The following is a 21,426-nucleotide window of genomic DNA, read 5'->3' as shown; positions in this document are numbered from 1 at the left end:
AGTTGGGGGAAATAAAAAATAAGGGTTATCATGTCAGAAATTATTAATGCGAAGAATTACGCAGAGAAAATCGCTCATCAAGCGGTAGTGGTTAATGTTGGGGCGAGCTGGTGTCCAGATTGCAGGAAGATTGAGTCGATTATGGAAAATTTAGCCAAAACTTACAAAGGCAAGGTGGAATTTTTTAAGGTTTCTTTTGATGAGAGCCAGGATCTAAAAGAGAGCTTAGGCATTCGCAAGATCCCTACTTTGATTTTTTACAAAAACGGGAAAGAAGTGGGTGAAAGGCTTGTAGAGCCTGGATCTTCAAAGCCGATTGAAGACGCGATTAAAACGCTCTTATAAAGGGCGTTAAAGAGCCTTGTTGTTAAAAAGAACCCATGGGAATCTTTTTTAGCCCCTTTTTTGATAGGGGGCTAACTTCAAATAGCTTTTATCTTTCTTTATCCTAAAAAATCGTTTTTTATCGTTTTTAAATGAGCATGTTTGTTAAAAAAGTTTTTTTAATTAAACTAAAAATGAGCGAATTTGTGGTATTAATGCTCGCAGTGTGAAATTTGTAGGGCTAGAACTTGTAAAATGTGAAAAAAAAGACACATAAAATGCTAAAATCCGCAAAAACACTGTGTGTTTATATTAGAAGTTTAAAATTAGGAACGGAAGTATCTGTTTTAAATTTTGAATAGGGAGTTTCTATCACTATGGTATTGAAAACAAAATTAAAAATTATAAGCTCGGTGATTTTGAGCGCTTTATTATGGGTGGGTTGCTCAAGCGAAATGGCAACTTATCAAAATGTGAATGATGCCACTAAAAATACGACTGCAAGCATTAATAGCACGGATTTATTGCTAACCGCTAACGCGATGTTAGATTCCATGTTTAGCGACCCTAATTTTGAGCAACTCAAGGGCAAGCATTTGATTGAAGTTTCAGATGTGATTAACGACACCACACAGCCCAATTTGGATATGAATCTTCTCACGACTGAAATCGCGCGGCAGTTGCGGTTGCGATCTAATGGGAGATTCAATATTACAAGGGCGAGTGGAGGGAGTGGCATTGCAGCCGATAGCAGAATGGTGAAACAGCGCGAAAAAGAACGAGAAAGCGAAGAGTATAATCAAGACACCACTGTAGAAAAAGGCACTTTAAAAGCCGCTGATTTATCTTTAAGTGGTAAAGTATCTAGTATCGCAGCCTCTATTAGTAGTTCTAGGCAACGCTTAGACTATGACTTCACCCTAAGCCTTACCAATAGGAAAACGGGTGAAGAGGTATGGAGCGATGTTAAGCCTATTGTGAAAAACGCTAGCAATAAGCGTATGTTTTAAATTTATATTTGAAAGGATGAGCGATGAAAAATCAAGTTAAAAAAATTTTAGGAATGAGTGTGATAGCAACGATGGTGATCGTAGGTTGTAGCCATGCCCCAAAATCAGGTATCAGTAAAAGCAATAAGGCATACAAAGAAGCGACTAAAGGCGCTCCTGATTGGGTTGTAGGGGATTTAGAAAAAGTGGCGAAGTATGAAAAATATTCAGGCGTGTTTTTAGGAAGGGCTGAAGATTTGATCACTAATAATGATGTGGGGATTATTCCACTAACCAGGCTACAGCGAAAGCTAGGGCTAATTTAGCGGCGAATTTAAAATCCACTTTACAAAAAGATTTGGAAAATGAAAAAACTAGAACCGTAGACGCTTCTGGTAAAAGGTCCATAAGTGGCACTGATACTGAAAAAATTTCCCAATTAGTGGATAAGGAATTGATCGCTTCTAAAATGCTTGCCCGCTATGTTGGTAAAGATAGGGTTTTTGTTTTAGTGGGCTTGGATAAGCAAATTGTGGATAAAGTGCGCGAAGAGTTGGGCATGGTTAAAAAGTAGGGTTTTAATGAAACGCCTTACTATCGCACTCGCTTTGGTATTGGGGGTTGCGTGGGGGAAAGCCTTGCCTAAGTGGGCGAGAGATTGCTCAAAAGAAGTGCGGATTGAAAAGACCCAAACCAAAGATGAAAAAATTTTAGTGTGTGGGATGAGCGATATATTGCTTTCGGATATGGATTATAGCTTGTCCTCAGCCAGACAAAACGCCTTAGAGAAAGTGATGGAAGCTTTCAAGGGGGGTAAAATAGAGATTAAGGCTAGTGAGCTAAAGGCCACTTTTATTGATACGGATAAAGTTTATGTGCTTCTAACAATCACTAAGAAGCATATCGCTTTAACGAATGAGTAAGGATTAATAATGAAAAAGATTATTCTTGCATGCCTTATGGCTTTTGTGGGTGCCAATTTAAGTGCAGAGCCCAAGTGGTATAGCAAGGCCTATAACAAAACAAACACCCAAAAAGGCTATCTTTATGGGAGCGGTTCAGCCACTTCTAAAGAAGCTTCTAAACAAAAAGCGTTAGCGGATTTAGTGGCGTCTATTAGCGTGGTGGTCAATTCCCAAATCCATATTCAAAAAAGTCGTGTGGATAATAAGCTAAAATCCAGTGATTCGCAAACGATTAACTTAAAAACCGATGACTTGGAATTGAACAATGTAGAAATAATCAATCAAGAAGCGCAAAAAGGGATCTACTACACCAGAGTAAGGATTAATCAAAACTTGTTTTTGCAGGGTTTGAGGGATAAGTATAACGCTCTTTATGGGCAGTTTTCTACCTTAATGCCTAAGGTTTGCAAAGGGGTTTTTTTACAGCAATCTAAGAGCATGGGGGATTTGTTGGCTAAAGCGATGCCTATAGAAAGGATTTTAAAAGCGTATTCTGTCCCGGTGAGTTCGTTAGAAAATTATGAAAAAATCTATTATCAAAACGCTTTCAAACCTAAAGTGCAAATCACTTTTGATAACAACAGCGATGCAGAGATTAAAGCCGCTCTCATAAGCGCTTATGCCAGAGTGCTAACCCCTAGCGATGAAGAAAAACTCTATCAAATCAAAAATGAAGTTTTTACAGACAGCGCTAATGGCATCACACGCATTAGAGTGGTTGTTAGCGCGAGCGATTGTCAAGGCACGCCTGTATTGAATAGAAGCCTTGAAGTGGATGAAAAGAATAAGAATTTTGCTATCACGCGCTTACAATCTTTGCTTTATAAAGAATTGAAAGATTATGCCAATAAAGAAGGGCAAGGCAATACGGGGTTATAAGCAAGATATTAATCTTGCTTGTGCTTATTGATCCAGTTTTGTAGCGTTATTATTTGTTTGGCTTTTGCACCCATTAAAATAACTTTCCGAAAGTTTGTGGCTTTTGTTCTTGCCAAATAAACTAAAACACTATTCAACACTCTTTGTTTCACAACCTCACTTAAAACCACACTCGCTAAAAACTAAAATCTTTTTAAAACCGCCCAAGCAGAAATCCCAAACATCTTTAGCGTTTGGAATGAATGCCGCTAATTTGTTATAATACCCCCATATTTGTATCTAGTGTAGGAAGCGTGCAAAGTTACGCCTTTATAGATATGATGCGTGAGAGCTGTAGGGAATGCGTTGGAGATCAAACTCTGTAAAATCCATTACGGACACAGAGTGAGAGCTCTCCCCCAACATCAGGAAGCCCAATCATCTTTAGCGTTTGGCGCTTTAAGAGCCTACACAAGCGAGATTATTTGAAAAACCAAATGACTTTGGGCTTTCAAATCCCCAAGCTAGGGTCTGTCTTTTCATCCCACAAACTAACAACTTTTTTAAAGGCTAATGCAATTTTAAACCAAACAAACGCCTAAAAAGGAGCGTTTGAATACGAAAGGAAGTAGTAGGCGATATATCCAATGATGAAAGACCCAATCACGCAAGCGATACGAGAATAAAAACAGCGGACTCTCACACCCACACATAAAACAAGGTTAAAACCGCTTACAAGAGAGCCTAAAAAGAGCGTTTTAGAGCCAGAGTTAAAGAATTTTAACCCCTAAAACACCCACCCATAATTAAAAAACACTTTAAAATGGCTGCCCCCTTCATTGAGGGTGATAGAATTGGTGGTTGCGCCATCGCTAGAAACGACCCTAGATTTCAACTGGACTAAAGGAACGCTAATGCCTACAGAATATTTAGAATGCTTGTAGCGGTAATTCAACCCACCGGTTACATTTAAATTACCGCTCCCTTTGTATTGATTCAACAAATAATAGCTGTTGTATAAGCCCCTTAACCCCCCAAACACCCCAAGAGATGAAGTGAAAACTTTCTTGGTTAGATTGTTTTTAGGGTTCTTTTCGTTAGTGTAATTGGTGATAAAATCAAACAACACATCCATTCCCACACCATAGCTTAATTGTTGGATTTTTTCGTTATTGGCTTGGGCGTAGTTGTATTTGATAATGCCATAAGAAGACAACCCTAGGTAATCATTAAAATATTTTTGATAGCCCATTTTAAGATTAACGCCTAATAGGGGGGCTCCAAATGGTCGTGAGGTTTTTGAAGCGCGATAGGTAGTGGCACTAGATTTAGAAGATGAAAGGCTTTGACTGATCGCACTAAGCATAGTGGTCGCAAAATCTTGCGTGTTCAAACTAGCGTTTAAATAGTTGGTTTGGCTGCTCAAATTAGTGTAATCCACCGGTAGGGCGTTTTGATCAATGAGTTGCTGCCAAACCGCACTTGTAACGCCTATAACCCCAGCGGGGACTTGAGAGCAATCAGTATAGATGGAGTTAGGATAGCTGCCCGCTGTATAGGGCTTATCTTTAAAACGAGAACACACATCATAGAAAGAGCCATCGGTGTCTCGCACTTCGTGCCCGTTGTCAAACACTTGCACTTCTTTCCCATCCACTTGCTCTATCCTCCCACCCTTACAACGCTCTTCTGGCCCACTGCCTTCTTCGCACATGCGCACCCTTTGATAAGTCATGTTCCCATTATGCGTATAGCCTAAAGTATGCCCATATTCATGGATAATATCTCTTAATTGCATGATGGCGACTTTATTTAAATCTTTGCCAAACAGTATTTCAGGATCTAAGAAAGGAGACAATATCCCTAAAGCGCCATAGTTGATGCCATCATCGCCTGGGCCATTCGGACCACCATATTGAGACCCTAACCCTAAATCCCCTCCTCTTGGGGGCAAGAGATTCACATAAATATTATTAGCGACTCTATAGCTATAGATGACATCTTGCGGCGTTAATATCACTGAGCCCGTTTGCCCGTTTTCTATATTGTATTCATCTCCAGCGTTTTTAGCGATCAATTTAGGATCAACAAGCCCATCGTTGTAAGGATTCACGCATGTAAGGTAATCAGAATAACATGGCGCTGACAGGTTGTTGTCGCTAAACTGGAAAGGAGCGTTTTTAACGGCATCTTCCCAAGATTTAGAATCAAATACCGCCATCATGTTCAGCATTAAATTGGTCAAATTTTTAGCGTCTTGAGAGGTGAAAGGCGGCACTTTAGCCACACAATTTGCATGATCTTCGTATGGAGGGCATGGGGGTTTAGAACCACTGCCATTACCGCTAGAAAATTGGTTGTAATTGATATAGGTCATTTGAAGATTGGTTGTAACCTTACTGAGCTTATCAAACAGATTCTGCGTGCTGGCATCAGAAAATCGTGTGGTGGTGGTTTGGAGTTGTTGGAAACCATCAGCGTTAAGTTGCGGATCGTTAAACAAGCTTGCGGGCAGAATGATTTGAGATTGTTTAGGGATAGTTTCTATCACGCCCAAACTTACTACATTGCCTTGATCGTCTGTATAGCTAAGCTCAATATTGTTTAAATTATAAGGCAAGAAGTTTTGTATCATAATCAAGCTGTTATTGCCATAGCCTGCTTCCTCAGCGCTTTCTTGGTTGTAAGCGGTTACATACACAGGGGTTAAAGAATAAAAGGTTAAGTTGGTGATATTGTCCTCTGCAAATAACTCAGTCGCATTCTTTAAAATGGTGCTTTGGGATATGTAGTATTTCCCATAGGTGCTTTGAGGGGTAATGGGTTTGGGTTTGGGTTTTGGTTTGGGTTTTTCTTGAGTTGTGGCTATGGTTTGTTCTTGGGTTTGCGTGCCTTGTAATAGCCCAGTTTCAAACCCGGCTTCTATAAAAAAGCCGTCTTTTTGGTGCTTTTGGTAGGCTTCTAAAGCAGTGAATGAGCTGATTAGGGACAAACAAATCGTTTTGCTAACGAGTTTTAACATAAAATCTCCTTAATGGTCTTTTCTAACATTTTTACTCAAAAATAGCTTATAGTATGTATATATTTTAAACTAGCTTATTTTACCCCTTTTTGAAAAATGGCAGTATTGTTTTTGTGAATAATATGGGTATTAAATGGCGCTAATGCGTAAAAAAGTCTTAAAAAGTGGCACTAAAAAGGGGTTTTAACCCATTCTTTAAGCGGTTTCACTTGCCTAAGCAAAATTCGCTAAACATGCTGTCTAGCATTTGGCTGGTTTCATAAGGGCGGGTGAGCGAGTTCAAGTTTTCTATCGCGCTTAAAAGATGATAAGAAAAAAGCTCTAAAGTTTCTAAATGGTCTTTAGCGTTTTGCAATTCAAAAATGGCATTTTCTAGGGCGGTTTTTTGGGCTAGGGAAGTGAGTAAGAGCTTGTTTTGAGTGTCTAGTTTGGGGAAAAAGGTGCTGATTTTTTGGCTCAAATCTTTCAGACAAGCCTTGGAATTTAGGGTGTTGGTCTCTAGTAAAGAATAAGGGATTTTAAGATAAGATTTTAAGGTTTCAAGCTCCAGCTTGGGCGCTAAATCGTTTTTATTCAAAACAACAATGCAAGGCTTTTTAGCGCGATTGAGGGTGTCAATAAGGTTAAAATCTTCTTGTTCTAGGGGTTTAGAAAGATCAAACACGCCTAAAACGATGTCGCAATTTTCTAAACTTTTAAGGCTTTTTTCAATCCCTAATCGTTCTATTTTATCCGCGCTCTCTCTAATGCCAGCCGTATCAATCAAGCGCACCTTATGCCCTTGCAATTCAATGACTTCTTCTATAGTGTCTCTTGTTGTGCCTTTAATATCGCTCACTAAAGCCCTTTCTTCTAAAAGCATGGCGTTTAATAGGGAGCTTTTGCCAGCATTGGGTTTGCCAACAATGCTTAAGGCATGCCCTTTGTTTCTTTGTTTTTGCGTGTTAGAAAAATCTAGTAAGTCTTTAAAAGAGGCGATTTGTTTTTCTAAATTAAGAGACACTTCATCTAAAAAATCGCTAGGAATGTCTTCTTCGCTATAATCAATCAAAACTTCTGAGCTGGCTAAAAGCTTTAAAAGATTGCCTCTAGCCTCTTCAATAAAAATTTTTAACTCACCCTTAAGCTGCCTGGCTAGAGCGTTTAAAACGCTTTCATCTTCACAAAGGATGAGCTGAACGCTCGCTTCAATCTCGCTCAAGTCCATTTTATGGTTTAAAAAGGCTTTTTTGCTAAATTCCCCCGCTTTAGCAAGCCTAGCCCCTAAATTCAAGCAAGCTTGTAAGATATTTTGCGCTAAAAGGGGGTTTCCATGGCATTGGATTTCGCACACATCTTCGCCGGTGAAACTATAGGGGGCTTTGAAATAAATCACTAACGCTTTGTCTAATAAAACACCACTAGAAAAAATATTGCGCACATAAGCGTATCTGGGGGTGAATTCTTGTTTTTGGGTGAGTTGTTTGAGGATGTTTAGAGCGTTATTGCCGCTGATTTTAATAACGCTAATCGCTCCCTTGCCTAAAGGGGTAGCGATAGCGGCAATGGTGTCATTCATTGTTAAAGTCGTTGATGACGATGTATTTTTCATCGTTCAAGTTGGTTTTGATGGAAACATATTTGTTAGGGAATGCTTTTCGTAACTTCTTTAAAGCGATATAAGTTAAAACGCCATCAGGGGCTTTCATCTGCCCCTTACCCACTTCATGAACGGTCATGATCGTGTTTTGGAGTTGGGTGTCCATAACCTTTTCTTGGTTTTGTAAAAAGGTGGAGATTTCTAAGCGGATATTATAGCCATAAGCAGGGTGGATCCAGTTAAAGAGCAAGTAAGAAAGGGCTTTGTAACGATAACCTTTTTCGCCAATCAAAAGAGCGGAATCTTCGCCATCAATATTAATCAATAAAACCCCCGGTTCATAAAGACTCACTTCCACTTTGTTGATTTTATAGGGCAAGTGGGAGAACAAGTCTTTCAATTCTTGTTTAATCTCATGGAGTTTGTCTCCATTATGAGATTCTTCTTTAAGGTTTTTTTTAGGGGGTTTAGGGGTGGTTATTTCTTCTTGCGGTGTTTCTATTTCTGAGTTTTGTTTTTTTTCTTCTACACTTTGATGGATTTCTTTCGTGTTGGTTTCTTTAACGCTCTCTTCTTGAATCTCTTTAACGCTTTCTTTAACGCCCACTAAAATAATGGCTTCTTTTTTGCCTATATTTAAAAAACCTTTAGAGGGCGTTTGAATGACTTCGTATTGCAAATTGATAATGGGGCAATTCAAGGCGATAGAAGCTTGAATGAGGGCTTCTTCTAAGGTTTTGGCTTTGATTTCAATAAAATTTTGCATCAACTTTCCTTTTTGTTTTGCGCATGCGCGCGTTTTTTATTCTCTAATACTTTATTAATAATGAGTTGTTGCAACACCGAAAGGATGTTGTTCGTGGTCCAATACAAGACTAACCCTGCAGGGAAAGTGATTAAAAAGATTGTGAATAATAGGGGTAAGAATTTAAAAATCTTCGCTTGCATGGGATCGGTCACGCTACTTGGCGTAACGCTTTGGTGCCAATACATAGACGCTCCCATAAGAAGCGGCAAAATAAAATACGGATCCATGATGGATAAATCATGGATCCATAAGATCCACTCTGAGCTTTTCAATTCCACCGCATTATAAAGCACTCTATAGATCGCAAAAAACACCGGGATTTGTAAGATTAAGGGCAGACAACCCCCTAGCGGGTTAGCCCCATGTTTTTTGTAAAGCTGCATCATGTGGGCTTGCAACTTTTGGGGTTCGCCCTTGTATTTTTCTTGGAGTTCTTTCATTTTAGGGGCTATTTCTTTGAGCTTTTGCATGCTCACCATGCCCTTATAGCTTAAGGGGTAAAGGATTAGGCGCACGATAATCGTTAAAAGAATGATGGCCCAACCCCAATTGCCCACAAATTGATACAAATAATCCAGTAAAACAAACACGCCTTTCGCAAAGAAAGTGATTAAGCCATACTCTATCACATCAGTGAGCATGGGCGAAATCGCTTTCAAAGAGCGGTAATCTTTAGGGCCAATATAGCCATGCAAATTCGCTTCATTTTTAAGGGAAATGAACCCTAAGGGGTTTTTAGTGCCGATTTCTGAATCAATTAAGGCTTCAAAACCTTGAGGATCTTTAGTGAAAAGCAAGGTGGTGAAATACCTATCCACGCTGGATAAAAAGAGAGTGTTAGAAAAGCGTTTGATCTCTTTAGCGTCTTTATCTTCAATTTTTTCAATTTTTTTGTCGTTGTTTTCTAAAAGCACGCCTGAAAAGGTGTAGCTGTCCAAATCAGCCACCGGCTTATAACCATTAGTGATCACATAGCTAGGGATAATATTGTTGGGCGATTTGAATGCGATTTGCAAATCATAATGCAAATCATCATAAAAAGTCAGGGTTTTAATGATGGTAAGAGCACCTAAATCTTGGGTTAAAACAAGCTGTTCATTAGGCCCAAGAGTGGTTTTTGAAGCGCTATAAGGGGTGTTGAACGCTTTGTTATTGAGCGTGGGGTCTAAAAAACGCACTTCTAAAGGCTTGAGTTTATCGGCTGCTAAAAGGGGGAGCTCTTTTAGGGGGGTTTGCGGGTTAGCTTTGGGGTTAAAAAGATGGCTCACATGCTCTAAAAAGCCCTTTTGTTTGGGGGTTAGATACTTTTTATCCTTGAGATAAACCTGTTTGATACGCCCTAAAGAATCAATTTCAATTCTGGCATGCTCAAAAGAAATCGCGCTTAACAAATTCTCTTGGGGGATTGTTTGAGTGGCGCTAAAAGCGTTGGGTGTGTTGGAATTTGTTGCTGTGTGGTTGTTAGTTGTTTCTTGCTTTGTGGTTGTTGTTTGGTTTGGTTTTTGGAAAAAATAGCTATAAAGAGCGATAAACAAAAAAGACAGAGCGATCGCTAAAATCAAGCGAATATTGGTATTGTTGTTTTTATCCATTGTGATTAAACCTTAATGATGTAGTAAGTTGTGCGGCTTTTTGTGGGAACGAGCCAAAAAGTAATGGTTTTAAAATGGCGATTAAAATCTTTATGAGATTGGAGCAAACTCGGGCGTTTCAAGCGAGTAGTGGGGTAAGCGATGCCTCCAGAGCAAAAAGGGTTGCATGAGAGTATCCTTATAGCGATTTTACCCATAGCGCTCAAAGGGTTTTCAAAATAAAGCAACCACAGAGCGTAGTTGGAGCAAGTGGGGTAAAACCGACAGCTTGAAAAGGTGAAAGCCGAAAAAAAGCGTTGGTAACCCCTAATCAATGCCGTAAAAATTGCACTCAAAAAAGGCGTTTTATTGTTTCGCATAGGTATGAGTTAATCCTTTTTTCAAGTCTTTTAAGGCTTTGTTCATATAGTTTTTAATGGAAGTTAGCATTTCTAAAAAATGTTTTTCTAAAGCCCAAAAATCTAAATGGTAACAATCGCTTCTAGGCACAAACACCAAAGCAAGCCCTTGACAAAGCGCAGCATGCTTTAAAACAAGCGAACGCAAACGGCGTTTGATAAGGTTTCGTTTCACGGCGTTGCCGACTTTTTTGGACACGCTTAAACCTAATAAATAAAGCGCTTTTTTGTCTTTAAGCCTACAAGAGAGTGGATCTTTAAAGCCCTCTTTTTCTTTTGGTGGCTCTTTTGATAAATCCAAAACAAAGAGCGAAAAAAAAGGGTTGTGTTTTTTGAAACCCTTTTGATAAACCCTATCAAACTCACTCTTGTTTTTTAAAGAGTCATAGGGTTTAGACGGAAAGCTTTTTTCTGCCCTTAGCTCGTCTGGCATTAATCACCTTGCGCCCGTTTTTGGTTTTCATTCTTACAAGAAAGCCATGGGTTCGCTTTCTTGGTGTGTTGTGTGGTTGGTAAGTGCGTTTCATTTAAAACTCCCTTGATAAAAATTAAACATAAGCACAGATTTTAGCTAAAGAATGCTAAAAATTGACTAAAACTAATTTTTTTGGTTCTTTTTATCTTCAACAAGAATGTAAAGTTGCTTCAGATCGTTAGTTTGCAACAAATCCACTACTTTGATGAAGTTATCCAAATTGCTTTTTTTATCGCCTTGCAAGACAATAGGGGTGTCTTTAGCCAAAGTGGAAACCTTGTGTTTTAAATTTTCAAAGCTGATTTCTTTATCGTCTAAATAGAAAGAGCCTTTATTGGAAATGGAGATCGTAACTTGTTTTTTGTCCAACACATCTTTAGAATCAGTGCTATCTTTATCCACTTGGGGAATGCTGATAGGGAGCTTTGAAGTTTGCACAAAAGACGCTGTTGTAAGCACGATCACTAACAACACAAGCATGATGTCAATGAAAGGCACCACATTCATGGATTCTACTTTTTTCACCACTTAATCCTTAGCTTTGTTGTAAATCTCATGGGATTGCGTGTCAACCGGGTGGTGGAAAATATCCCATTTAGTGACTAAAATCTCGCTTTTTCTCACTAGCAAGTTATAAATCACAATCGCAGGGATCGCTACCAATAACCCCATGCCAGTCGCTTTTAAAGCAAGGGCTAAATTAGTCATGATCGCTTTAGTGTCAATGCCAGAAGCGGAGCCTAAATCCATAAAAGTGAGCATGATCCCCATAACCGTTCCTAAAAGACCGATATAAGGGGCGTTAGAGCCAATCGTGGCCACTAAAGTCAGTCGTTTGTGTAAGGCCAGTTCTAATTTACGCTTGTCTGTGTAGTCATCTACACGAAGAGTGGCAAAAAACCACAACCTTTCTATTGCGATCGCTATAACGATAACAGAGAGAAAGATCAAAAACCCTATAACCCCATAATCTACCATTTCTTTCATTATTATCCTTTAAAGTGGTGTTTTAAATCAGCAAGAATTTCTTTATTGAGTGCTTTTTCTTTGAGACTTTGTCTTTTATCGTGCAATTTTTTTCCTTTCACTAAAGCAATTTGGATTTTAGCTTTATTTCTTTGGTTAAAATACAATTTCAATCCTACGATACTCAAGCGTTCTTTAGACGCTTCAATCTGCCATTTCAATAATTGCTTTTTGTGTAAAAGCAACTTACGCTCTCGCCTTTCATTGGGCTTGTAATACGCATGGATTGTATCTAAATATGATATATGAACACCAAATAAAAAAGCTTCTCCTTTGATTATTTTAACAAAATTATCTTTTAAATTCACCCTAGTTTGCCTCAAAGCCTTCACTTCAGAGCCTAAAAGCGCTAATCCCGCTTCTAAAGTTTCCAAAATTTCATAGTCAAAATAGGCTTTTTTATTGCTGGCAATGAGTTTCATTCGCCCCCTTTTAGTGTAGGCTTTAGCCTAAAAAACGCGCTCCCGCTCCCGCTAAAAAACCACTCCTTGCCCAGTTCGCTTTCTATACCTCTTAAGGCTTGGTTAGTGAGTAAAGCCGGTTTTAAAAGATCGTTTAATCCGTTTCTGTCGCAAGTCTTTAGGCATTCTAAACTCGGTTTTTTAAGCCATTCTTTAGCTTGAGAAAAACAAGTTTCAGGCTTATAGGCTTGATAAACGGCTTTGGTGCTGCAAAAAACATGATTTGGCGCATAGATTTCTAGGCGATTTTCTAAAGGCTCTTCTTCAAAATTTTCAATAACTTCGCCATAAGAAGTAGCGTTAGCGCTTTTGTATTGCGAGATGAAAAAGTTGGTGTCTGCACCCACTAAAGATCCCATGCGATAAAGCTCTTCTAAACTCAAACGCCAGTCAAAAATTTGATTCAAATGATACAATAGCCCCCCAGCATCAGCGCTCCCACCGCCTAATCCAGCTTGAGTGGGGATGTTTTTTTCCACTTCAATCGCTAGGGTGTCTAGGGATTTGATGGCAGAATGAGAGAAATTTTTTGATTTTAAAAAATTTTTTAAAATTTGGAGGGCCTTAAAGAGCGAGTTTTCTTCTAAAGGGCAATCAAAATCCCCTTTTAGCGAAAAAGAAAGCGCGCTTTTGACGCTAATAATATCCTTTAGCTTATCTTTGACTAAGCACATGCGAGAAATGAGCTTATGGTAAGCCCCTTCTTTGTGAAGGATTTTTAAAAAAATATTGACTTTAGGATAAACTTCAAAAACATGCATCAAGGCTTAATGACCTTTTTGATGTTTTCTAACAAGCTTTCATCTACGGATGCAGAAGCTTTTTGGTTTTCGCTCACAATGGCCTCTTTGAGTTCAGCGCGCAAAATAAGGGTGCTTTCAGGCGCTTCAAACCCTAAACGCACACTCCCTCTATCTATGGAAATGACTTTAATGTGGATGTTATCATCAATGACAATCCCTTCATTAACTTTGCGGCTGAGTATGAGCATGTCTAATTTCTTGTTCCTTATAGAGAAGAGCTAAACACAACGCTCTCTATAATATCGCCTTGCTTGATTTTGTCCAAGACATTAAGGCTTTCTGCGTTTTTGATTTTGCCAAACACGGTGTGCTCGCCATCTAAGTGGGGCAAATCCACAAAACACAAGAAAAATTGACTCCCCCCTGTGTCTCTTCCAGCATGTGCCATAGAAATAGAGCCTCTTTTGTGTTTGTTGGGGTTATGGGCCACTTCGCATTTAATGCGGTGTCCTGGCCCGCCTGTGCCTGTGCCATAAGGACAACCTCCTTGAGCCACAAAGCCGGCGATCACACGATGGAAATTAAGCCCGTTATAAAAACCCTCTTTAGCTAGAGCTACAAAGTTACTCACCGCTTGGGGCGCGTCTTTGTAAAAAAGCTCTAGGGTGATATGGCCTTTATTGGTTTTGATCGTGGCGTAAGCGGTTTTTGCAAGCTCTTCTTCTTTGATTTCATAAGTTTTAATTGGATCCATACATAAACCTTTGCGATAAGCTTTTGTCATTCAAATGCTCTATTATAGCAACAAATTAAAACAAATGGTATTTTGGCCGATAGTGTTGTAGGATACTTTTGAAATTTAAGCGGTAAGTTGGATAATGGTGTGTTGGCATAAAAGATTGGCGGTGGGTTGTTGTATCGTTTTATTTTCGTGCATGATGAACGCTAATAACATTCAAATCGTCAGAGACGATCCGCCCCTTGATCCAACGCTTCCTGCATGGGTTTATTCTGTTGCATTATTGAAAGTGTATTTTAGCGATGGGACTTATAAAGAAGGCTATGCGACTTTGCTCAAAAACGGGCGTTATATCGCTTCTTCTGAAACGCTTTATTCTAATGGCTTATACCCTAAAACGATTTTAGCCAAAATGCAAGACAGCAGCGCTAAAGAGCTGATTTGTATAGCCAGCTTGCACCTTGAGGCGATGGATAGGGATCAAGGGCTTTCGCTTTTAAAAACCGCCGATTTTAGAGACGATTATTGCCATAAAAGAGAAGAGAGTTATTATCACGCAAGGATTTACACAAAATACGCTCAAACTTTTCATTCAAATCCTTACACAAACCAAAAAACACCCAATTCTGATCTCTACTACCCGGCGTTGAATGAGGGGAATTCTTTTTCTATACAGACAACGGACATTTCTGTGGCTGAACTTTTGAAATCTAAAAAGTTTCTTTCGCTTGATGCTTCTTTTAAAAAGGGGAGTGTGTTGTGGGGAGGGAGGCCTTATTTTAGCGAAGTGGGGGAGTTTATGGGAATGGCTAGCAGCACTTTAGAAAACCAAGAAAGTTTGGTGATTATCCCTAAAGAAAAGATTGTGCAATTTTTAAGCGATCTAAAAAATCAAAATATTTTTCAAAACATTCCCTAAATTTAAGCAAACCTTAAGCTTTCTATGACTATACTTTCATTTCCTTGTTTCAGCAAGGGCTTTTAAAAAGCCGCTTGATAGCTTGCAAGGGTAGCTGATTAAAGCAAACGATCTTTGAAAACTAAGCAAATTGATAGAAGTTCTTTTTAAAGGGATATTCTAACATTATTTAAGGATAACTTATTTGAAAGAGTGAGGATTCATTTTCATTCTTTTATAAGAAATTCTTATCCAACTAGTGCCATTCAATACCATTGATTGTATTGTTATATATAATGTGATGGTTGAATAGCATGAGAGTATTTTTAGGTTAGCGTTTAGATAAACCTTTTTAAAAAGTTTCTTTCTGTTTTGTTGTTGTAATACTTAAGAACACAACCCGTTTTATTCAATAAAGTATAAAACGAGTTCTTGTGATACGCTAGAGCTGTTATTAGGAATGATAACAGCCTATCAAAAAACAAAAGAGCTTTAGGACAAACACTTTTATGGAGAGTTTGATCCTGGCTCAGAGTGAACGCTGGCGGCGTGCCTAATACATGCAAGTCGAACGATGAAGCTTTCTAGCTTGCTAGAAGGCTGATTAGTGGCGCACGGGTGAGTAACGCATAGGTTATGTGCCTTTTAGTTTGGGATAGCCATTGGAAACGATGATTAATACCAGATACTCCCTACGGGGGAAAGATTTATCGCTAAGAGATCAGCCTATGTCCTATCAGCTTGTTGGTAAGGTAATGGCTTACCAAGGCTATGACGGGTATCCGGCCTGAGAGGGTGAACGGACACACTGGAACTGAGACACGGTCCAGACTCCTACGGGAGGCAGCAGTAGGGAATATTGCTCAATGGGGGAAACCCTGAAGCAGCAACGCCGCGTGGAGGATGAAGGTTTTAGGATTGTAAACTCCTTTTGTTAGAGAAGATAATGACGGTATCTAACGAATAAGCACCGGCTAACTCCGTGCCAGCAGCCGCGGTAATACGGAGGGTGCAAGCGTTACTCGGAATCACTGGGCGTAAAGAGCGCGTAGGCGGGATAGTCAGTCAGGTGTGAAATCCTATGGCTTAACCATAGAACTGCATTTGAAACTACTATTCTAGAGTGTGGGAGAGGTAGGTGGAATTCTTGGTGTAGGGGTAAAATCCGTAGAGATCAAGAGGAATACTCATTGCGAAGGCGACCTGCTGGAACATTACTGACGCTGATTGCGCGAAAGCGTGGGGAGCAAACAGGATTAGATACCCTGGTAGTCCACGCCCTAAACGATGGATGCTAGTTGTTGGAGGGCTTAGTCTCTCCAGTAATGCAGCTAACGCATTAAGCATCCCGCCTGGGGAGTACGGTCGCAAGATTAAAACTCAAAGGAATAGACGGGGACCCGCACAAGCGGTGGAGCATGTGGTTTAATTCGAAGATACACGAAGAACCTTACCTAGGCTTGACATTGAGAGAATCCGCTAGAAATAGTGGAGTGTCTGGCTTGCCAGACCTTGAAAACAGGTGCTGCACGGCTGTCGTCAGCTCGTGTCGTGAGATGTTGGGTTAAGTCCCGCAACGAGCGCAACCCCCTTTCTTAGTTGCTAACAGGTCATGCTGAGAACTCTAAGGATACTGCCTCCGTAAGGAGGAGGAAGGTGGGGACGACGTCAAGTCATCATGGCCCTTACGCCTAGGGCTACACACGTGCTACAATGGGGTGCACAAAGAGAAGCAATACTGCGAAGTGGAGCCAATCTTCAAAACACCTCTCAGTTCGGATTGTAGGCTGCAACTCGCCTGCATGAAGCTGGAATCGCTAGTAATCGCAAATCAGCCATGTTGCGGTGAATACGTTCCCGGGTCTTGTACTCACCGCCCGTCACACCATGGGAGTTGTGTTTGCCTTAAGTCAGGATGCTAAATTGGCTACTGCCCACGGCACACACAGCGACTGGGGTGAAGTCGTAACAAGGTAACCGTAGGTGAACCTGCGGTTGGATCACCTCCTTTCTAGAGAAAAGCTTTTGATATTCGCTTATTGAAAGCCAAGAGTATTACCTGACAAAAGAACTTCTTGTTGCTTAGTTTTGAAGGATTGGGCTTAATCTTTCTTTTTGTTTTGCTTGTTATCTTCTTTGTTTTATTGGATTATTGATTTTGGTTTGATTGATTTCAATCGCTTGTTTTTGGTTGTTTAAATCCTATTTTTTCATTCTTGTGTTTGAGCTTTTACTTCTTATTTTTTGTTTTCTGTTTTAAATTTTTTACTAGTTGTGTTGGATTTTTAAATCTTATTTTTTCATTCTTGTGTTTTGATTGCTTGTTGTTTGTTAATGTTTAATGTTTGTTTTTGTTTGATGTTTCTTAAATCTTGTTTTTATCTTATACTTGTATTCCTTGCTTGTTTTGCTTCTTGCTTCTTTTGTTTAAGTTTTGGTTGATTATGATTGAATGCGTTTGGATTTGAAAACTCCGTTTTTATCAGGTATTGATGTTTAAAGCCTTATTTTTAGAGTTTTAAACGCTCAAGGATTTGGGTTTTAATTTCTTTCGGATCTAGTTGAACAAGTGGTTGGCGTTCAAAATTGCGTGCTTAAAAATCAATGCAATAACTCAAAAATCATAGAATCGTTTTCATAGGGGACCACTAAGCGCATGCCTAAATGATGGAATTGAGCGCAAGAAAGCGCAATAAATACGCTGTAGGGTTTTAATAAGGGATTTCTATCGTGTGGGTTGAGTTTGATAACACTTTCAAAAGCAATTGGTTTTATATTTTTGTTTCCATCAGATGGGCTTTGTAAAATAACTTGTTCTAAAAAATGATTGATGGGTGGTTCTCTATGCGTTGATTTAAATTAAATTGATCTCATTCTATTATAAAATATAAAAAATCAAATCTTAAAGGAAAACCATGCAAGAAAATCAAACCCATTCTTTTAAATGTCCTAATTGTCAAGCACCAATTGATGTGAATGAAGCGCTATACAAACAGATTGAGCTAGAAAATCAAAGCCGGTTTTTAGCCCAACAAAAAGAGTTTGAAAAAGAGGTGAAGGAAAAAAGAGCACAGTATCAGAGCCATTTCAAAGCTTTAGAGCAAAAAGAAGAGGCCCTAAAAGAGCGAGAGAGGGAACAAAAGGCTCAATTTGATGATGCAGTCAAACAAGCGAGCGCGCTAGCCTTGCAAGATGAAAGGGCTAAAATCATTGAAGAAGCCAGAAAAAACGCTTTTTTAGAGCAGCAAAAGGGCTTGGAATTGTTGCAAAAAGAATTAGATGAGAAGTCCAAACAGGTCCAAGAATTGCACCAAAAAGAAGCGGAAATTGAAAAGCTAAAAAGAGAAAATAACGAAGCAGAGAGCCGATTGAAAGCGGAAAATGAAAAAAAATTGAATGAAAAATTAGATTTGGAAAGAGGAAGAATAGAAAAAGCCTTGCATGAAAAAAATGAATTGAAATTCAAGCAGCAAGAAGAGCAGTTAGAAATGTTAAGAAACGAGTTGAAAAACGCTCAAAGAAAGGCTGAATTAAGCTCACAGCAACTCCAAGGCGAGGTGCAAGAATTGGCGATTGAAGAGTTTTTGAGGCAAAAATTCCCCTTAGATTGCATTGAAGAAATCAAAAAAGGGCAAAGAGGGGGCGATTGCATTCAAGTGGTGCATACTAGGGAATTTCAAAATTGCGGGAAAATTTATTATGAGAGCAAACGCACGAAAGAATTCCAAAAAGCTTGGGTGGAAAAGCTTAAAAGCGACATGCGAGAGATTGGGGCTGATGTGGGGGTCATTGTGAGTGAAGCACTGCCTAAAGAGATGGAGAGGATGGGGTTATTTGAGGGGGTGTGGGTGTGTTCGTTTGAAGAGTTTAAGGGGTTGAGTGCGGTGTTAAGAGAGGGGGTTATTCAAGTGGGTTTGGCTAAAAAAAGTCAGGAAAATAAGGGCGATAAAGTGAATCTGCTCTATCATTATTTGACAAGCTCTGAATTTTCTATGCAAGTGAATGCGATTATAGAGGGGTTTGAGCAATTGAGAGCGGATTTAGAAAGCGAAAAACGCGCGATGGCTAGGATTTGGAAAAGCAGGGAAAAGCAAATAGAAAAAGTGTTTGAGGGCACGATTAACATGTATGGCTCTATTAAGGGCATTATGGGTAATGCGATAGGGCAAGTGAAGGCGTTGGAGCTTGGGTATGATGGGGAAGATTTAGAAGATTAGTTTTTGTGGGTGCTTTGAGATAATAATATTTAGGAGAGAAGATGGGTAATAAAGATAAACAACAACAGAATATAAGTAGTGGGATTTCTCAAATCGTATTAAAAAATGCGGCAACTTTTGATGAAAGTGGGGCGAGTTTTGAGGATTTAAATTCTATCAATTTTATTTATGGGACTAATGGGAGCGGTAAGACGACCACTTCTAGTTTTTTAAAAAATCTAGCTGAAAATAGGATTGAAGACAAGTTTGCTAATAGCAAAATAGAGTGGCATAACGATGAGATTTTAAAGATTGAAGTTTATAACAAGCAATTTAAAGAAGAACAATTTAGAAACTCTCAAGTTAAAGGCATTTTTACGCTCGGCAAAAAAACAAACGAGAATTTAGAAAACATTGAGAGCAAGAAAGAATCAATAAACAAAGAGAATGAAAAGAAGACAAAGAATGAAAAAAGCTTGCAAAAATTAAAACAAGAAAGGGAAGAGAAAGAAAAGGATTTTACCGATAGTTGTTGGGAAAAGCTTTATAAGAAAAATGAAGAGGATTTTAAAGAGACGCTAGAGGGTTTTAAGCTTAAAAAGAAGTTTAAAGAAAAAATTCTTGAGGAATTTAAAAACAATGAGCACAATGAAATCGAGATAGGAAAACTAGAAAAATTAAAAGAAAACATTAGGATTGTTTTTAGTAAAAACCAAACAGAATTGGTGCCATTGGAATGCAATTTAACAGATTTTGATTCTGTTGAAAATCATTCTATTTGGGAACAAAAAATTGTAGGGAGTGGTGATGTAGCCATTGCAGATTTAATAAAAAAATTAAGTAATGAGGATTGGGTAGCTCAAGGCAGAGAGTATCTCTCAAAAGATGGCAATGCATGCCCTTTTTGCCAAAAAGAAACCATTACCGAAGAATTTAAAAAACAATTAGAATCGTATTTTGATACAAGTTATCAAGAATCTACTGACACAATCAAAAAAATGAAAGAAGACTACGCAAGCAGAACCGCTGAAATGCTAGAGCGACTTGATGAAATTGTTAAAACGGAGCAGAATAATTTACAAACTAAATTGGACACAGAGATTTTTAAAAGAATTATTGAAACCTTGAGAAGTAAAATCAATGGGAATCGGCAAAAGATGCACGATAAGAGTAAAGAAATGAGCAGAAGTTTTGATCTGGAAAGCACCAAAAATGAGATAAAAGAAATTAGAGATCTGATTGATACGGCTAACCAGCAAATAGCCAATCATAATGAGATGATAAAGGATATTCAAAATCAGAAAAAGATTTGCGTGGAGCAAACTTGGAAATTTTTAGTCAATGAATTTAAAAGTGATATACAAAAATATAATGAAAAGGATTGCGGTTTGGAGAAAGGGATAAGCAATTTAAATAAAGAAATTAGTGAAAATCAAGAAAAGATAGAGAAATTAGAAAATGAAATTAGGGAATTAGAAAAAACCATGGTAAGTATAAAGCCCATTGTCAATGAAATCAATGCGCTTTTAAAAGGGTATGGATTCACGAATTTTAGTTTGGCATGCGCTGAAGATGAAAAATCTTATCGTATTCAAAGAGAAGATGGTCAATTGGTGGGAGAAACACTGAGTGAGGGTGAAGTTACTTTCATCACTTTCTTATATTATTATCATTTAACAAAAGGCTCTTTAAAAGAGAACGATATATCAAAAAATAAGGTTTTAGTGATTGATGACCCCATTTCAAGTTTGGATAGTAATATATTGTTTATAGTGAGTGTTTTAGTTAAGGATCTTATGAAAGAAACCATGGAAGAAAAAACAAACATCAAGCAAGTTATTATACTAACCCACAACACATATTTTTACAAGGAAATTACATTAGAATATGATTTAAAACGCTATCAAGGGAAATATTCTTTTTGGATAATTAAAAAGGATAGTAATATTTCAAAAATTGAAAAATTTGGAGAAAATCCTATTAAAAATTCCTATGAGTTACTATGGCAGGAAGTAAGATGGGCAAAAGAAAAACAAGCAAAAGAAAATAATATTTCTTGGGTATCTTTACAAAATGTTATGCGAAGAATTATTGAGTATTACTTTAGGATTTTAGGCGGTTTTAAACATAATCATAACTTGAGTGAATGTTTTGAGGATATTAGAGAACAGCAAGTGTGTAACTCTTTCATTTCATGGCTTAATGATGGTTCTCATGGGATTTCAGATGATTTGTTGGTGCAAAGTCAATATACAAGTATTGAGACATATTTAAAAGTTTTTGAAAATATATTTAAAATAACCGGTCATGAAGCTCATTATAAAATGATGATGGGAATAAAGTAATAAAACTA

General features: G+C 38.4%; 20 protein-coding genes, 1 rRNA gene and 3 pseudogenes. 9 read left to right on the top strand and 15 right to left on the bottom strand.

All coding sequences use genetic code 11. The annotated features are described in order from the left end of the window. Window positions 1-30 precede the first annotated feature (30 nt). The 5 genes and pseudogenes from P6280_RS07210 (at window position 31) to P6280_RS07190 (ending at window position 3,157) form a co-directional block, all read left to right on the top strand. Window positions 31-345 (top strand): thioredoxin family protein, encoded by a 315-nt coding sequence (locus P6280_RS07210; RefSeq protein WP_283237394.1) that lies wholly within the window; start codon window positions 31-33, stop codon window positions 343-345. A gap of 356 nt (window positions 346-701) precedes the next feature. Next, window positions 702-1,334 (top strand): penicillin-binding protein activator LpoB, encoded by a 633-nt coding sequence (lpoB, locus tag P6280_RS07205; protein ID WP_000243392.1) that lies wholly within the window; start codon window positions 702-704, stop codon window positions 1,332-1,334. A 23-nt stretch (window positions 1,335-1,357) separates the two neighbouring features. Continuing rightward, window positions 1,358-1,887 (top strand): annotated as a pseudogene (locus P6280_RS07200) (LPP20 family lipoprotein). Between the two features lie 7 nt (window positions 1,888-1,894). Continuing rightward, window positions 1,895-2,236 (top strand): hypothetical protein, encoded by a 342-nt coding sequence (locus P6280_RS07195; protein WP_283237393.1) that lies wholly within the window; start codon window positions 1,895-1,897, stop codon window positions 2,234-2,236. 9 nt (window positions 2,237-2,245) lie between these two features. After that, entirely contained in the window at window positions 2,246-3,157 is a 912-nt protein-coding gene (locus P6280_RS07190) for an LPP20 family lipoprotein (RefSeq protein WP_050835208.1), read from the top strand. Between the two features lie 549 nt (window positions 3,158-3,706). Here P6280_RS07190 and P6280_RS07675 read toward each other — a convergent pair. The 14 genes and pseudogenes from P6280_RS07675 to P6280_RS07125 form a co-directional block, all read right to left on the bottom strand. Then, window positions 3,707-3,812 (bottom strand): annotated as a pseudogene (locus P6280_RS07675) (histidine kinase). 111 nt (window positions 3,813-3,923) lie between these two features. Beyond that, window positions 3,924-6,158, bottom strand: a complete 2,235-nt coding sequence (locus P6280_RS07185) for an outer membrane beta-barrel protein (RefSeq protein WP_283237392.1) — start codon at window positions 6,156-6,158, stop codon at window positions 3,924-3,926. Window positions 6,159-6,363: 205 nt separating this feature from the next. Further along, window positions 6,364-7,716, bottom strand: a complete 1,353-nt coding sequence (mnmE, locus tag P6280_RS07180) for a tRNA uridine-5-carboxymethylaminomethyl(34) synthesis GTPase MnmE (protein ID WP_283237391.1) — start codon at window positions 7,714-7,716, stop codon at window positions 6,364-6,366. After that, on the bottom strand, window positions 7,709-8,503 hold the full coding sequence (locus P6280_RS07175; protein WP_283237390.1) for a Jag N-terminal domain-containing protein: 795 nt from the start codon (window positions 8,501-8,503) through the stop codon (window positions 7,709-7,711). Before P6280_RS07175 ends, mnmE begins: the two co-directional genes overlap by 8 nt. Beyond that, window positions 8,503-10,137, bottom strand: coding sequence for a membrane protein insertase YidC (gene yidC / locus P6280_RS07170; RefSeq protein WP_283237389.1), 1,635 nt, complete (start codon window positions 10,135-10,137; stop codon window positions 8,503-8,505). Before yidC ends, P6280_RS07175 begins: the two co-directional genes overlap by 1 nt. Window positions 10,138-10,142: 5 nt before the next feature. Then, window positions 10,143-10,496 (bottom strand): membrane protein insertion efficiency factor YidD, encoded by a 354-nt coding sequence (yidD, locus tag P6280_RS07165; RefSeq protein WP_001245455.1) that lies wholly within the window; start codon window positions 10,494-10,496, stop codon window positions 10,143-10,145. Beyond that, window positions 10,483-10,968, bottom strand: a complete 486-nt coding sequence (rnpA, locus tag P6280_RS07160; protein WP_001112444.1) for a ribonuclease P protein component — start codon at window positions 10,966-10,968, stop codon at window positions 10,483-10,485. The genes yidD and rnpA overlap by 14 nt, the downstream gene beginning before the upstream one ends. After that, entirely contained in the window at window positions 10,928-11,062 is a 135-nt protein-coding gene (rpmH, locus tag P6280_RS07155) for a 50S ribosomal protein L34 (protein ID WP_001847286.1), read from the bottom strand. Before rpmH ends, rnpA begins: the two co-directional genes overlap by 41 nt. Window positions 11,063-11,133: 71 nt before the next feature. Further along, window positions 11,134-11,535: an ExbD/TolR family protein gene (locus P6280_RS07150; RefSeq protein WP_000755085.1), complete on the bottom strand. Its 402-nt coding sequence runs from the start codon at window positions 11,533-11,535 to the stop codon at window positions 11,134-11,136. 3 nt (window positions 11,536-11,538) lie between these two features. After that, window positions 11,539-11,997, bottom strand: a complete 459-nt coding sequence (gene exbB, locus P6280_RS07145; RefSeq protein WP_015428336.1) for a TonB-system energizer ExbB — start codon at window positions 11,995-11,997, stop codon at window positions 11,539-11,541. Between the two features lie 2 nt (window positions 11,998-11,999). Next, a complete protein-coding gene (smpB, locus tag P6280_RS07140; protein ID WP_000766474.1) occupies window positions 12,000-12,458 on the bottom strand; it encodes an SsrA-binding protein in 459 nt (152 codons plus the stop codon). After that, window positions 12,455-13,258 (bottom strand): 4-(cytidine 5'-diphospho)-2-C-methyl-D-erythritol kinase, encoded by an 804-nt coding sequence (locus P6280_RS07135; protein ID WP_283237388.1) that lies wholly within the window; start codon window positions 13,256-13,258, stop codon window positions 12,455-12,457. Before P6280_RS07135 ends, smpB begins: the two co-directional genes overlap by 4 nt. Beyond that, window positions 13,258-13,488: a carbon storage regulator gene (locus tag P6280_RS07130; protein WP_000906444.1), complete on the bottom strand. Its 231-nt coding sequence runs from the start codon at window positions 13,486-13,488 to the stop codon at window positions 13,258-13,260. Before P6280_RS07130 ends, P6280_RS07135 begins: the two co-directional genes overlap by 1 nt. Before the next feature lie 17 nt (window positions 13,489-13,505). Continuing rightward, complete coding sequence (locus P6280_RS07125; protein WP_180515599.1) at window positions 13,506-13,994, bottom strand: peptidylprolyl isomerase; 489 nt, start codon at window positions 13,992-13,994, stop codon at window positions 13,506-13,508. 124 nt (window positions 13,995-14,118) lie between these two features. Between P6280_RS07125 and P6280_RS07120 the strand changes: the two genes are divergently transcribed. Both P6280_RS07120 and P6280_RS07115 read left to right on the top strand, forming a co-directional pair. Next, the gene (locus tag P6280_RS07120; RefSeq protein ID WP_283237387.1) at window positions 14,119-14,898 is read left to right on the top strand and encodes a hypothetical protein; all 780 of its coding nucleotides are present in this window, start codon (window positions 14,119-14,121) and stop codon (window positions 14,896-14,898) included. A 485-nt stretch (window positions 14,899-15,383) separates the two neighbouring features. Continuing rightward, window positions 15,384-16,888, top strand: a 16S ribosomal RNA gene (locus P6280_RS07115). Between the two features lie 499 nt (window positions 16,889-17,387). Here the strand turns inward: P6280_RS07115 and P6280_RS07670 are convergent. Then, window positions 17,388-17,736 (bottom strand): annotated as a pseudogene (locus P6280_RS07670) (hypothetical protein); the annotation flags it as partial. A gap of 56 nt (window positions 17,737-17,792) precedes the next feature. On the opposite strand from P6280_RS07670, the gene P6280_RS07110 reads away from it, so the two are divergent. Both P6280_RS07110 and P6280_RS07105 read left to right on the top strand, forming a co-directional pair. Then, entirely contained in the window at window positions 17,793-19,094 is a 1,302-nt protein-coding gene (locus P6280_RS07110; RefSeq protein WP_283237386.1) for a DUF2130 domain-containing protein, read from the top strand. Window positions 19,095-19,135: 41 nt separating this feature from the next. Beyond that, the gene (locus tag P6280_RS07105; protein ID WP_283237385.1) at window positions 19,136-21,418 is read left to right on the top strand and encodes an ATP-binding protein; all 2,283 of its coding nucleotides are present in this window, start codon (window positions 19,136-19,138) and stop codon (window positions 21,416-21,418) included. The last annotated feature ends 8 nt before the right edge of the window (window positions 21,419-21,426 follow it).

The sequence above is a fragment of the Helicobacter sp. 219-2 genome, from assembly GCF_030053225.1.
Lineage (GTDB): Bacteria > Campylobacterota > Campylobacteria > Campylobacterales > Helicobacteraceae > Helicobacter > Helicobacter pylori_C.
The sequence above is the reverse complement of the archived record's forward strand: the minus strand, read 5'-3'. Positions and strand labels throughout refer to the sequence as shown.